Below are 14,328 nucleotides of genomic sequence, written 5' to 3' on the forward strand. Positions count from 1 at the left end.
TACAAGTACAAGTACAGGTGCATTTGCACTTGATTCTTCATTTAGTAAATCCGAGAAAGAAACCGTGATCCTCTCAAAAGAAGCTTCATCTGCTCTCATGGTTTCTCGCCGGAGACCGGAGCTTTTGGGTCTAACAACGTCGGAGTGTGTAAGATGGGAGTTAAGGGAACTGGCGGGGCAAACGTTGAAAATTCCAAGAGAACTGATTGATGGCAATGAAAATCTTGCGGAATATGGATTTGATTCCATTAGCCTGACTGAATACGCAACGGTTCTTAATCAGCGTTTTGGAGTGGATCTGGCACCATCCATATTTTTCGATCACACCACACTCTATGAATTGGCTCATTATCTGGAGCGAGAATTCGAGCAGGCCATCACGGATCAATATGCAGATCACGAAATCCAAACGGAAGAAAAACATACAGAGCAAGCTGCACCGATTAAAAGCAAAGCGGCACAGCATCGTGCCAAAGTCCGAAAGTCTAAGGCCCAAAGACAAGCATCTGGCAAGTACTGGCGTTTGGGAGATACACGTCGAATGCAAACGGCCGATGAACCTGTTGCCATTATTGGCATCAGCGGACGATTTCCCGAAGCGCGCAATGTAGATGAGATGTGGTCGATTCTCGTAAATGGGCAAACGGCTGTTAAGACCGTTCCCTCGGATCGATTCACCAGCAGTAAAAAGGATGCCTGGAAATGTGGTCTTGTGCCAGGGGTACGGGAATTTGACCCCCGCTTCTTTGAAATTTCTCCGCGTGAAGCCGAGAGCATGGACCCGCGTCAGCGATTGCTATTGCAGGAATCCTGGAGAGCGCTTGAAGATGCCGCTTATGGCAAAAGACAGCTTTCCTCCGGCCGGGTCGGTATGTTTGTCGGGGTGGAGAACAATGAGTATTTACAAGTTGTTGGTCTGGACGGGCCGCTTACATCCAACCACAATGCCATTCTGGCCGCTAGATTAGCCTATCTACTGGACCTGAATGGTCCCAATATGGCGATTAATACGGCTTGTTCTTCGGGGCTGGCGGCTGTTCATCAAGCCTGTGCCAGCCTGCGAGCCGGAGAGTGCGACACGGCTCTTGCGGCAGGGGTGAGTCTGCTGCTTACCGAGCAGGGATTCGAAGCGATGTCCCAGGCGGGCATGCTGTCCGAGGATGGACGCTGTTATGCGTTTGACCAGCGTGCCAATGGCATGGTTCCGGGAGAAGCGATAGCAGTTGTTGTATTAAAGACCTTATCGCAGGCTGAGGCGGATGGAGACTCGATCTACGGGGTCATTCGGGGCAGTGGCATGAACTATGATGGCAAAACGAATGGAATCACCGCGCCGAGTGGGGTGGCACAGACAGCACTGATGAATGAGGTGTATACCCGGTACGGCATTCGAGCGGAGAACATGCAGTACATTGTGACTCACGGGACGGGAACACGTCTCGGAGACCCAGTCGAAATCAATGCTTTGCAGGAGGCCTACAAAACGCGAAATATGGAGCCAGGCTCCTGTGCGCTGACGTCGGTAAAAACGAATTTGGGTCATACCCTCGCCGCTTCGGGAGTGGTGAGCCTGATTAGCCTGGTACAGGCGATGCGTCATGAGACGATCCCGGCAAGTCTGCACTGTGAAGAGGAAAGTGAATATATCCGGTGGTCGGAGGGGCCGTTTTATGTGAATAAAAGCAATCGGTCTTGGCCACGAACAGAGCAGGCGAGATTGGGTGCGGTAAGTGCCTTTGGCATGAGTGGAACCAACGTGCATGTCGTAGTGGAAAGTTATGAAGGCAACAGGCAAAAACAAATGGCTGGAAATGCAGCGCCTTATTATTTGCTGGCACTGTCGGCCAAAACGGAAGCAGCACTACAACGCAAGGTGGAAGACATGATCGCTGTACTGGAACGGGAAGAGATGCCGGATCTGGCGACAATCAGCTATACGCTGCTGGAGGGACGACAGCATTTCCGTCACCGCTGTGCGGTGGTTGTACAGTCCAAGGCGGATGCTGTGCATGTCTGGAAACAGTTCGGTACGAAAGAAAATAACGGGAAGATGTTCCGCGGGACAGTGGGCCGGGAGTTCATTGAACAGCGCATTGTCCGGGAACACGGTCATGAGCTATTACATCAACTTCAGCATGAAACTCAAGCACCCTCAACCGGGGCATACCGTGACATTCTTCATGTCCTGGCTGATTTATACTGCCAGGGTTACGCGCTGGATTGGGTGAACATGTACGGCGAGGCTGCTCCTGGACGTATTCATCTGCCATCCTATCCGTTTGCTCAGGAAGAATACTGGGTGACCCCGTCATCCGCTGCAACAGTCCAGATGAACGAGCAGCATCATACAGCAAAGCTTCATCCGCTTATACACCGGAATACGTCAACGCTGCGCGAACAGCGGTATAGCTCTATTTTTACACTGGAAGAACCGTTACTGCATGAGCCTATGGAATCGGGTTACAAATGTCTTCCTGATGCAGCCCATGTGGAGATGGTGCGGGCAGCGGTGTCATGTGCGTTAAAAGGAGCGGACGGGATGAATCAGGCTCCGGTTCACATGAAGCTGTTCGACCATCAGTGGGTTAATCCAATGGTGGTGACAGAGGAAGCTCTGGAGGTTCATTTGGTCATCATTCCACAATCAGATCAATCCTTAATCTATGAGATATTCAGTGAAAGAGATGAGGGTGATGAAGAGTTATGGGGCAGGGGTCGCATCGAGTATGAACTTCTGGAATTCGTGAGGCCCCCAATGGATGTGCAGTCCATTACCGAAAGATGTACGCAAATGGAGCTTAGGAACCTATCGTCAGAAGGTATATGCTCATCCATTGTTTGTTGTTATACCGGAGAGAATGAAGTGTTAATAAAGCTCTCGCCTAATCGCAATGATCAGGATCGGGCTTTGCTGATTACACCGAAGTCGCTGACTGAAGCCGTATCACTGGCGGCAAACATCTTTCAGACAAGAACGGGAGCGGCAGCAGATTATCGTAACAAAACGATACCAGTAAGTGAGGCAGGCGACTCGCTTGTACATGAGATAGGAGAATCGCTTACACATGAGGTACAGAGTCAAAGACATACCTGGCTTTCCATGGAGTCTATGGAATTTTCCGCAGATCACTTGCAGCATCCGCTGTGGATGTGGATCAGGGAGTTGGATTCCGGGCTGGATGTTACTTTCTATGATGCGAAAGAACAGGTAGTTGCACACATGGCGGGTTTACAGGTCCAAAAGAATCTGATGACAAAAGATGTACCGGAGGACATGGAAAGAAAGAAGATCGGACGCGAGGTTGCAGATGATAACCTTCTGATGGCTTTTGAGGAAATATGGGAAGAATCGGAGCCAGAACTTCATCATGAAGAGAACCCACAGACTATGTTATGTGTACTTTCCCGTCAGGAGAATCAGGAGAGGTTCGTTTCACGGATGAAACATCACAACCCTGAGATCCAGCTGGTCTTCATCGATCCGGGACTGTGGGAAAAAGAGACGGATACCGTTCATCTAGCGAAGTACAGAGAAGCGCTTCAGGAGATCAGCCAGCAATATGGGAACGTGGATACTGTACTATATTTGTCGGCACTGGAGGAACCGCTACTGCTGCAGGACACGAAGCCGATATTACTTTTGCTTCAGGCATTGGCAGCAGAGAAGATCAAGCCTGGCCGAATTCTGCTCGCCGGGGAATACAGAACAGGGATCGAGCGGTGTTACCTGGATGCATGGATTGGTTTTGAGCGTTCACTTGGGCTCGTTATGCCCCATACGAAATTACAGGTAATCAGCAGTGATGTGCAATCCATAAACGAAGTGAACTGGCAATGGTGGAGTGAACGGTTATGGCAAGAATTAAGGTCGAACCAGCGATGCAGCGTACGTTATGAGCATCAGCAGCGCAAAGTAAGCCGTATCAGATCAATCCCACCTGTCGAGCATTACAAACAGGGAACAGAATACGTGTTGCCAGGAAAGACATATTTGATTACAGGCGGATTGGGAGGAATTGGCCTCGCTTTTGCCAGAGCATGGGCTCCGTTGGGAGTAAATCTGGTGTTGATGGCCCGATCTTCCCTGGATTCTGTGAAACAGCAAAGAATTGATGAGTTGACCGAGGCGGGCAGTCAGGTCATGTATGTTCAGGCTGATGTTGCTGTATTAGAACAAGTCGAAGAAGCGGTGCGAACAGTTAAACGAAGATTTGGCGAAATTCACGGACTGATCCACGCTGCCGGGATTGAAAGTCGGGTAAGTGTGCTGGATAAATCAGCAGCAGATTTTGAGCGTGTGCTTGCTCCCAAAATCCGGGGAACAATGGCATTGGACAAGGCGCTTGTTAACGAACCGCTGGAGTTCCGCAGTTATTTCTCTTCCTCATCGGCTATTTTGGGAGACTTCGGTTCCTGTGATTATGCTGTGGCGAATCGATTCCAGATGGCCTATGCCCAAGAACAGCATCGCACGGGTCCTATTCACACGGTATCCATCAACTGGCCGCTTTGGAGAGAGGGCGGAATGGGCACAGAAGAAAAGAATGCTTCGGCCATGTATCTCAAAACCAGCGGTCAACGTTTTCTGGAAAAAGACGAAGGGCTAGCATTATTTCCAAAAATTCTAAATGAACCTTACGCTCACCAACTCGTTATGGCGGGGAAACCGGAACGCATATATCGTTTTCTGGGTGTTGAATTCACACCTGATGGAGCTGACAGCATGCCTCAGCCTTCACATGGAGTTAGGAATCCGGTTTTTACGAATCCTGCGGTGAAGCGGCGTGTACGTATGGAGTTACGTGGCAAAACGGTGGCTGAATGCGCGCAATGGGAGCTTGGAGAAATAGCAAGCGAGCTGTTAAAGATACCTCATGAAGAATTGGACCCTCAAGCCAATCTTGCGGAGTTTGGATTTGATTCCATCAGCTTGACGGAGTATGCAGCACGGTTAAGCCATCATTACGGAGCGGAAGTGACACCATCCATTTTCTTTGGACATTCTACACTGAAGGGATTGGCTGAATATCTGGAAAACGAGCATCGGGATGTTTTAATTGGCATGTACGAAGAAAGGGAAGTCGTGACCGACATGAAATCCGATGTCGCGGACCGAGGTTACCGATCTGAACGTTCCGGAAGATGGGCTGGCGGCAAATCCTTCCCTGCATCCGATCTTCGCCCAACTGCACGTAATCTGGACAAAATGGATCAATTCACGGAACCTGTTGCCATTATTGGTATGAGCGGACGGTTCCCCGAAGCACGTGATGTGGACGAGATGTGGTCGATGATCAGTCAGGGTAAGGAAGCGATAAAAAGGGCACCGGAGGACCGGTTTTGCACCCGCAATGGGCGTGGACCTTGGAAATGCGGTCTTGTGCCAGGGGTACGGGAGTTTGACCCCCGCTTCTTCGAAATTTCTCCGCGTGAAGCCGAGAGCATGGACCCGCGTCAGCGATTGCTATTGCNAGTACATCCTTCTTCCGTTCAACAGACACTTCTGTGTATATTTGCGTCGTGCTGACATTGGTATGTCCAAGAATCTCTTGCACTGAACGCAAATCTGCACCATTGTTCAGAAGATGTGTAGCAAAGCTATGTCTGAGATAGTGCGGTGTTGATTTTTTGCTAACTTTAGATAAGTCCCTGTATTTAGAATAAATATCCTCAATGGAGTAAATGGAGAGTCGATCACCATATTTGTTGAGGAACAGAGCATCCGATTGGGGGTCGAAATGTTCGCGGGCATGCAACCATGTTTTAATTTTATGGATGACTTCGCTACTTGAAATGTAGAGTAATCGCTCCTTACGGCCTTTTCCAAAAATCAACACGGTTTTCTCTTCGAGATCGATGTGCTCCATATCAATATTCACTAGTTCACCAATACGAATTCCAATAACATAGAGCAGTTCAATAATTGCATCGTTGCGAAGGTTAATTCTTCTTCTAAAACTCGTGTGTAATTGTTTCATGTGCTCTTGTGGTGCATTTAATAACTTTTCAACCTCACTTACAGAGAGTGTCTTCGGAATACGTCTTGCCGTTTTAAATTTCTTTCCGAAACCAATAATTGGGGACTCGACTATATCACCGTTTTGAACCAAATAATTAAAAAATGCTTTGAAACATATGTACTTTCTTTTTATAGTCGAATCTTTAAGTGTGTGTTCACTGTTTAATTGTTCAAGATACATGCGTAAATTTTCTCTGGTCACATCATGGATATGTTTAGTATCAAGCCACTCTACAAGTCTGTTGAGATCAGACAGATAGGCTTTAATGGATTTAAGGGATAGATTCCGCTCTACGCTTAAATAAGTCTCGTATTGCTTAATATAGCTGTTTAGGTTACTTGTACTAAGTCTCATGATGCCTCCTGATGTCGATGTCATATGTTGCCAATGGCCCGACCTACATTATTACGCATTAAACTCCATTTGTGAAGATGCTCAAAGGCATATATACAATATTCGAGATTTGTGAAAAACAAAAAAAGAGCCGGATTCCCTCCGACTCGATACGTTCGCACTTATATAATTTTGCGGAACAGCTCCATCACTTCATCCTTGGACGGTTGATAGGGATTGCCTGGTGCACATGCATCTTTCATCGCGTTATCGGCAAGCAGTTCCACATCGGGATCTTTTACACCCAGTTCAGACAGTTTCTCAGGGATCCCGACTTCTTTTGATAGCTGACGTATGGCCTCAATGACGTAATCTGAACATTCCTCATCGCTTCTGCCTTTCACATCCATACCAATTGCCTTAGCAATATGACGGAATTTGCCGGGTACATGCTTGGCGTTTAACTCTTCCACATAGGGGAGTAACATTGCGTTACACACACCGTGCGGCAGATCATATACGCCACCCAGTTGATGCGCCATCGCATGGACATAACCCAGACCCGCATTATTAAAAGCAATCCCGCCAAGGAAACACGCATACGTCATATGTTCCCGCGCTTCCAGATCACTGCCGTCTCTCACGGCTCTTGGCAAGTATTCAAAGATCAGTTCAACAGCTGCAGCAGCTGTTGCGCTTGTCACAGTGAACCCTCCAGGCGTCACCATCGCTTCCACGGCATGAGTCAAGGCATCCATTCCCGTGGCCGCTGTGAGACTTGCTGGCTTGCTAAGCATTAACTCCGGATCATTAACCGACAGGGAGACCAGACTATTACGGTCCACCATCACCATCTTCACTTTACGTTCCTCATCTGTAATCACGTAGTTCATTGTCACCTCACTCGATGTGCCAGCCGTTGTGTTAACAGCCACAAGTGGCACGGACTTATGTTTCGATTGATGCAATCCTTCATATTCACGGATATGCCCACCGTTGGTAGCTACAATACCAATGCCTTTGGCAGCATCCTGCGGTGAACCTCCGCCTATCGATATAATGGCGTCACAGCCATGATCCTGGAATAATCGATGTCCGTCATGTACATTCTGACATGTTGGATTAGGCTGAACCTCATCATATACGACATAGTCTAACCCTGATTTTCTTAATATAGACAGTACCTGCTCTGCAACGCCTGAAGCAATCAATTGACGATCACTTACGACCAACGCTTTGCGGATACCCATCTGTTCAATCATCTGGCCTGCTTCCTGTAAACACCCTCTACCCATCAAGTTCACGGGCGGAACATAATATGCATGTGTTGCCATCTGAACCAGCCTCCTGTAACCCCTGATTTACTATCTCCATTGTAACTGAATCCGTTTTCAAATATAGTGAAATAAATCACAATGAACACGATAAATGTTACACTGAGGTTGATTTTTACCCGTAATGAAAAAGACGACCCAGACACCCGAAGGTCTCCAAGCCGTCTCTCCTATCGATCTTAAAGCTATATCCACTACTTATACCTTACGATGGTACTTTCATTAAAACATCCTTATCCTTACGAAGGCTTACAGCGCCTTATCGTTCACACCGTCAAGCCATGCCTCAATATCGCCAATTACGGAGGATACACAACCATCCTCAAATGGTGAGTTCAATCCAGCCAGTTCAACCAATCCGGTGAAGGACAGGCTTCCTCCCGCTTTGCACAATGTCAGATAGTCGGCCCATGCGGACTTCATGTCCTCATTGCTGCGTTTCCAGAACTGGAATGCACAGATTTGTGCTAACGTATAGTCAATGTAATAGAATGGCGATGAGAAAATATGACCCTGTTTATGCCAGAAACCACCTTGCTCCAAATACGCATTATCTTTGTAATTGATGTGTGGCAGATAGGTCTTCTCAATGTTGCGCCAAGCCTGCTTGCGCTCCGTTGGAGTTGCATCCGGGTTCGCATATACAAAATGCTGGAATTCATCCACAGCTACACCATACGGAATGAACAACAGACCGGAAGACAGGTGATCAAACTTGTACTTGTCCGTATCTTCCTTGAAAAACAACTGCATCCACGGCCATGTGAAGAACTCCATACTCATGGAATGAATTTCAGCCGATTCATATGTCGGCCAGTTGTATTCAGGCACTGCAAAATCACGGCTCTCATACACCTGGAAAGCATGACCTGCTTCATGTGTCAATACATCAATATCACCGGAGGTACCGTTGAAGTTGGAGAAGATAAACGGCACTTTGTAATCGTTCAGGAACGTACAATATCCGCCGCCCTGCTTACCTTTTTTGCTTACCAGATCCATAAGCTCGTTTTCGGTCATCATCTGGAAAAATGCATCTGTCTCTGGTGATAATTCAGCGTACATTTTTTTACCATTATCGATAATCCAGTCCGCGTCACCTTTAGGTGTCGGGTTACCCGTCTTGAAGCTGAAGCCCTGATCGTAATAATACAACGTATCCACATCGATCCGATTACGCTGACGCTCTCTGAGCTTGGTCGCCACAGGTACGATATAATCACGAACTTGCGCACGGAAGTTGGCAACCATCTCTGCGTTGTAATCCGTACGGTTCATGCGATCATAGCCGAGTTCGACATAGCTTGGATAACCCAGTTTCTTCGCGATCTGTGTACGTACTTTAACCAGTTCATCGTAAATGCGATCGAATTCAGCTTCATGTTCAGCCATGAAAGTGTATCTGGCTTCCGAAGCACGCTCCCGCATGGAGCGATCCGTGGACAGTTCAAATGGATGCAACTGTGGCAACGTGCGCTCTTCACCTTCGAACGGAATTTTGGCCGATGCAATCAACTGATTGTATTCTGTGGAAAGTTTGTTCTCCTTCTGGAGTTCTTCAATAATCTCCGGGCTGAATGTTTTCAGTGAAAGATCCGCCAGCTGGAACAGCTGTGAACCCCATTTTTGTTCCAATTCATTGCGGAATTTGGAGTTAACCAGTGCACGGTAAAAATCCGTAATATATTCCTGCACAATGGGTGCATTCTCGTCCAGAAATTCGTTCTCCGCCTTGTAAAACTCATCATTGGTATCAATGGAATGACGGATGTAGACCAATTGGGCTTGTGTCTCAAAATCACTGCGCAGCGCGTTAATCTGATCCATGAACCCACTCTGTTCTTCAACCGTTGCCGCAGCTTCAAAACCGCTCAACAGCTCACGGAAAGATGTCTTGATGTGTTCCAGATTCGGACGTGTATACGTATACTCACTAAATTTCATTTATGTACACCCTTTCCTGTTTGGCAGAATCTCGAGAGTATCCCGAGTTAAACTACCCCCTATTATACAAAAGAGCAGCTAAAAAATCCCATCTTTACGAAAAATATTTGTCCATCGGTCAAATTGTACAACTTGAATGGTTACATATATTACGTGCTAATGTAAGGTCAGTGCCTCAAAATTTTTCCCCACACAAATAAGCCCGCCTCGCGTTAGCGAAGCCAGCTTATAGGTTGTCTCTCTTCTTTTCACATTTAAACAATACTAGCTTTGGTCTTTATCCATAATCTGATAGAACCAGCCCATTCCGACCATGCCCACGACCATAATAACAGCCATAATAATGATATATGTCATGAATGTAACCTCCCTGCTTCCGTATATTCATCACACTACTACTAGTGTACACGGTGAAGCGCCGTTTGAATTGACCGAACATTGACAAAAATACGAAATCTTTAATTTTAATAAATGGATTATTTCCCCGATCACACTAAATCATACGTACCTCACTGCACGGTTCAAAGTTTCATCCGCCGTGCTTACGGTGTATACTATACTTCTATGAAATGGAATTTGGATTTTTACGCAGAAAGGTTGAAAGACATGTCAACTCGCATCCCCTTACGTCAGCTATTTCTTACTGTTTTATTAGCCCTTATGTTATCGATTTTATCCGCCTGTGCTGATGGAGAAGCCCATCTAACGGTGAATATGGATGGATCAACGGATCTGGATCTCAATCTCAATGTAAAGAACTCCGCTCTTGGAAAAATTGGGCAAGACAATCTCATGCCTCTGATCGCAGATGCATTGAATCGAAATAACTTCCAGGCAGAGGTTTCGGAACAGGGCGATCAGAAGCAACTCACAGCGACCACTCATTTTGAAAAAAACAATACGACCAGCTTTGATACATCCGAGTTACCACAAGGGATCAAAGTTGAACAATCAACTTCACCCGGCTTCTTCACTTCCAAGATGCACATTACAGCAGAAGCTGATCTCATGGAGTCCATGCCCGATGGTGAGATCAAAAATCAAATGAACAAGGTGCCTAGCTTTCTTAAAAACCTCTTGTTAAAGGATGTTAACTTTGACTTTAAGTTGTCTTTGCCCATCAAGGCAGCCGATTCCAATGCAGATCAGGTGGAGGATGGCGGAAAAACGCTTATTTGGCACGTTTCCCCCCTCCAGATGAATAAACTGGATCTGACTGTACAGGTTCCCAATATCCGGAACATCATCATCATTGCAGTCATTGGCCTATTATTAATCGTTGCTCTGCTTATTTGGTTTTTTGTTCGTCGCAGACGGGCCAGACAGCGCCATAGTGCAAGATCACATCACGGAAAAAATTAATTCCTTCACACCAATTTTATTTGTGACTTGCCAAACGGTGTTATGGATAGTAGAATACATCCGTACTGTGTGAACGGTTAATTTTTTCATTAAGCAAAGCTAAAGAGGTGACAGGTTTCATGAATATCCGCGAATGCCCACTACCTGGTATCGGAGTTAAGTACCAGTTTGATACAAAGGGCGGCCATCAGTTAGTCATTATTGTGCATGAGGACGGACGCCGTGAATTATTCTCCGTTGATCCACAAGACAACGAAGAACTCACTCTGATTGCAGATTTGGAAGATGACGAATGTGTGACTCTCTCCGGTTTAATCGGAGGCTGGTCGTAAATGACAGAATAACCTGTACCTTGAATTCAAGGCACAGGTTATTTTTCTGTTACGTTACCCTTTGAGAGCGAATATATGGAACCCATGTATTCAGTACGCGGCTAATCTCCGTGGAATGAAACGGTTTGCTGATAAAGTCCTGCATCCCGCATTTCAGACACTCCTCACGGTCACCAGCGCCTGCAAAAGCTGTAATCGCTGCAATAACCGGTATGTCTGGGCGGCTCTGTCTGATGTGGCAGGTCGCTTCAATCCCATCCATAACTGGCATTTGAATATCCATAAACACCAGGTCATATTGAACCTGGTTCAATGAATCGACGGCCTGTGCACCATTCTCAACGATATCACAGACTCCGCCAAACTTGCGCAGCATCTCCTCCAACAGATGACTGTTGACCGCTTGATCCTCAGCAATCAAAATTTTGATGTCATGGGCAAGACTAGCTCGATCCAATTGCAAATCCTCATTCGTGGTGATTTCAATCGGGTCAATACTTTCCTCTAACCACCGCTCCACTACGAGGGTGAACTGGAATTCTGCCCCCTCACCGATCTCACTCTGTACGCCAATCGCTCCGCCCATTAACTCCACCAGTTTTTTGCTGATCGCAAGGCCCAGACCTGTCCCGCCAAACTTACGATTGATGGCCGGATCAAGCTGTGAGAAGGATTGGAACAATTGATGCTGCTTTTCTATTGGAATGCCGATCCCCGTATCTCTCACCTTAAAGGTCAACATCAGGTTATCCTGACCATGCTCATCTGAGTAATCAGCACCTACGCTCACCTTAATACGGCCCTGCTCTGTGAATTTAACAGCGTTACCCACCAGATTAATCAAAATCTGCCGGATTCGTGTCTCATCCCCTCGAATGCGTTCAGGAATGTGATCCGACACTTCACAATAGAGTTCAATATTTTTCTCTGAGGCCTTCAGTGCAAACAGCTCGATCACCCCACCCAACATCGTCTTAATATCTACAGGTGCGCGCTCAAGATCCATTTTGCCTGCTTCGATTTTGCTGAAATCCAAAATTTCGTTCAAAATGTACAACAGGGATTCCCCGCTATCAATCATGATTTCCGCAAAACCTTTCTGTTCATCATCCAGCTCGGTTTCCATTAACAGATGGGCCATGCCCATGATGCCATTTAATGGCGTACGAAGCTCATGACTCATGATGGCGAGAAACTCGGACTTTGCTCGGTCTGCATCCTCTGCTGCTTCTTTGGCACGTATGATGTCCTTAACAGATGTCATATCACGGAAAACCATCACTGCTCCGCGGGTTCTACCCTGATCAATAATCGGCTTCAACTGGAACTCCGCCAGGAAACTTGACCCATCCTGCCTCCAAAAAACGGATTCGGTACGCGGCAGACCTCGTCCTTCACGAACAGCCTGTAGAATGGGTGTATCCTTGGATGGGTAAGGGATACCTTCGCTCTGCATCTGGATCATCATCTGTTCAAGAGGTTTGCCGTTCATTTCACTTGGACAGAAGTTCATGATCTCCGCAGCGGCCGGATTGGCAAAGTTCAGATTCCCTTCCAGGTCCAGTCCAATAACACCCTCAGACATGCCATTCAAAATCAATGCCCGTTCATAACTAAGATTTTCGATTTCTTCAACATAACGTTTGGACTCTGTAATATCACTGGTAATCCCATAGACTCCTACAACCTTTTCCTCAAGTATAATAGGAACATTAATAACATTGGTTTCAATTCGCTGTCCATTTTTGTGGATCAAGCCTATCTCGTAGCTCTGTGCAGTGCCCTTCACCGTTTCCTCAAAATGATATCGAGTCTTCTCCAGATCCACAGGATCAATGAGGTGATCAAAAGGCCGACTGAGCAGCTCCTCCTTGGTGTGTCCTGTCAACTGTTCCTGACCCATATTGGCTTTCAGCAAATTCCCTTCCAGATCAAGAGAAGCCACACCTAGGGGATTACAGTCAAATAACGATCTGTACTCCTGCATGCTTAACTGTTGTTGCTGGCTGGCTGTGATATCCCGTGTTACGGCGACGATCTCCATCAATTCACCTGCACTGTCATATACATAGTGTGTAATTGTATCTGCCCATACCGTAGATCCATCCTTATGTAACAGGCGATAACTGATCCGTTTGGGAGCCAGCCCCTTTCTCTGCTCTTCTACGTACGCTTCAACCAAAGGCACATCCTCCGGATAGATAACAAATGTTCCCGGCTTACCTATAATTTCTTCTGGCTCATAGCCCAACATGTTTTTACATGCATTCGATACATATTTAAATGTACGACTGGAATCGGCATCATGTATTGCAATCAAGTCCAGTGAAGACTCCGCGAGCAGGCGAGAGATGCGACTGCTCTCTTCCAATTGCTTACGTTGCACAATGAGGATTTCCTCTGCATCTTTTTGTTTCGTAATATCAGCAGCTTGTACGAGCAGATACAAAGGTTCACCACTCGTTTCATCCCGTACGATGCAAGCTCTAATGGTTGCCCATAATAACGAACCGTCCTTGCGTTTCAGGCGAACCTCCGTCTCGTACATCTCACTTGTTTTATGGGTCATTTCCCAGAATTTGCTGCGGAATTCCTCCATGTGCAGATCTTCTTCGTAGATCATATGTACAACTGAAGTATCGAGCAGTTCATCTTCACTGTATGCAAGCATCTCGCAAAATGCAGGATTAAGCTGCAACCACCGTCCATTTACATGCGATGCGACAGCAATGCCGATTGGTGCGTGCGTATACAATTGTTCGAACAGAGATCGGCTCTCTGTAATGGATTTCGACATTACATGTCCTCCTTTATAAGAATCTGAATGTATTCCGTATGAATAGATCGACCTGAACATAACTTCATCTATAGAGTACTACCCCAAATGCCATGATTGATAAACGAGATCGGACAAAATTCCTGCATGAATCGACATTTTTAATTTTGGATGCTGACAACTTTCATTATGTACATACCAATTCGAACACATCACGTCATATACTA

The 14,328-nt window shown here is 46.5% G+C and carries 6 protein-coding genes and 1 pseudogene; 3 read left to right on the forward strand and 4 right to left on the reverse strand.

The genetic code is table 11. From position 1 onward, the window contains the following. Positions 1 to 97: 97 nt before the first annotated feature. Positions 98 to 5,471: SDR family NAD(P)-dependent oxidoreductase (locus tag IFU39_RS33570; protein ID WP_446740337.1), on the forward strand; the 5,374-nt coding region annotated here is incomplete at its 3' end. Between the two features lies 1 nt (position 5,472). Here IFU39_RS33570 and IFU39_RS07930 read toward each other — a convergent pair. From IFU39_RS07930 to IFU39_RS07940, 3 genes and pseudogenes are all read right to left on the reverse strand, one after another. Next, positions 5,473 to 6,398: pseudogene (locus IFU39_RS07930) on the reverse strand (tyrosine-type recombinase/integrase); the annotation flags it as partial. A gap of 137 nt (positions 6,399 to 6,535) precedes the next feature. Then, positions 6,536 to 7,687, reverse strand: a complete 1,152-nt coding sequence (locus tag IFU39_RS07935) for an iron-containing alcohol dehydrogenase (RefSeq protein WP_192132100.1) — start codon at positions 7,685 to 7,687, stop codon at positions 6,536 to 6,538. A 249-nt stretch (positions 7,688 to 7,936) separates the two neighbouring features. Continuing rightward, positions 7,937 to 9,631 carry a M3 family oligoendopeptidase gene (locus tag IFU39_RS07940; RefSeq protein ID WP_076217123.1) on the reverse strand — a complete coding sequence of 565 codons (1,695 nt, stop codon included), beginning with the start codon at positions 9,629 to 9,631 and terminating at the stop codon, positions 7,937 to 7,939. Positions 9,632 to 10,237: 606 nt separating this feature from the next. Between IFU39_RS07940 and IFU39_RS07945 the strand changes: the two genes are divergently transcribed. Both IFU39_RS07945 and IFU39_RS07950 read left to right on the forward strand, forming a co-directional pair. Continuing rightward, positions 10,238 to 10,993 carry a DUF3153 domain-containing protein gene (locus IFU39_RS07945; RefSeq protein WP_206759550.1) on the forward strand — a complete coding sequence of 252 codons (756 nt, stop codon included), beginning with the start codon at positions 10,238 to 10,240 and terminating at the stop codon, positions 10,991 to 10,993. A gap of 119 nt (positions 10,994 to 11,112) precedes the next feature. Beyond that, positions 11,113 to 11,325: a hypothetical protein gene (locus IFU39_RS07950; protein ID WP_017688899.1), complete on the forward strand. Its 213-nt coding sequence runs from the start codon at positions 11,113 to 11,115 to the stop codon at positions 11,323 to 11,325. A gap of 49 nt (positions 11,326 to 11,374) precedes the next feature. On the opposite strand, the gene IFU39_RS07955 is transcribed toward IFU39_RS07950, so the two are convergent. Beyond that, entirely contained in the window at positions 11,375 to 14,122 is a 2,748-nt protein-coding gene (locus tag IFU39_RS07955) for a PAS domain-containing hybrid sensor histidine kinase/response regulator (protein WP_192132103.1), read from the reverse strand. Positions 14,123 to 14,328: the final 206 nt, after the last annotated feature.

Origin of the sequence: Paenibacillus sp. CFBP 13594 (genome assembly GCF_014842675.1) — a bacterium.
Classification (GTDB): domain Bacteria; phylum Bacillota; class Bacilli; order Paenibacillales; family Paenibacillaceae; genus Paenibacillus; species Paenibacillus amylolyticus_B.

Excerpts from the sequence above, each read along its gene's own strand:
- IFU39_RS07945 (WP_206759550.1), top strand. The coding sequence starts at position 10,238 with ATGTCAACTCGCATCCCCTTACGTCAGCTATTTCTTACTGTTTTATTA.
- IFU39_RS07940 (WP_076217123.1), bottom strand. The coding sequence starts at position 9,631 with ATGAAATTTAGTGAGTATACGTATACACGTCCGAATCTGGAACACATC.
- IFU39_RS07935 (WP_192132100.1), bottom strand. The coding sequence starts at position 7,687 with ATGGCAACACATGCATATTATGTTCCGCCCGTGAACTTGATGGGTAGA.
- IFU39_RS07955 (WP_192132103.1), bottom strand. The coding sequence starts at position 14,122 with ATGTCGAAATCCATTACAGAGAGCCGATCTCTGTTCGAACAATTGTAT.
- IFU39_RS07950 (WP_017688899.1), top strand. The coding sequence starts at position 11,113 with ATGAATATCCGCGAATGCCCACTACCTGGTATCGGAGTTAAGTACCAG.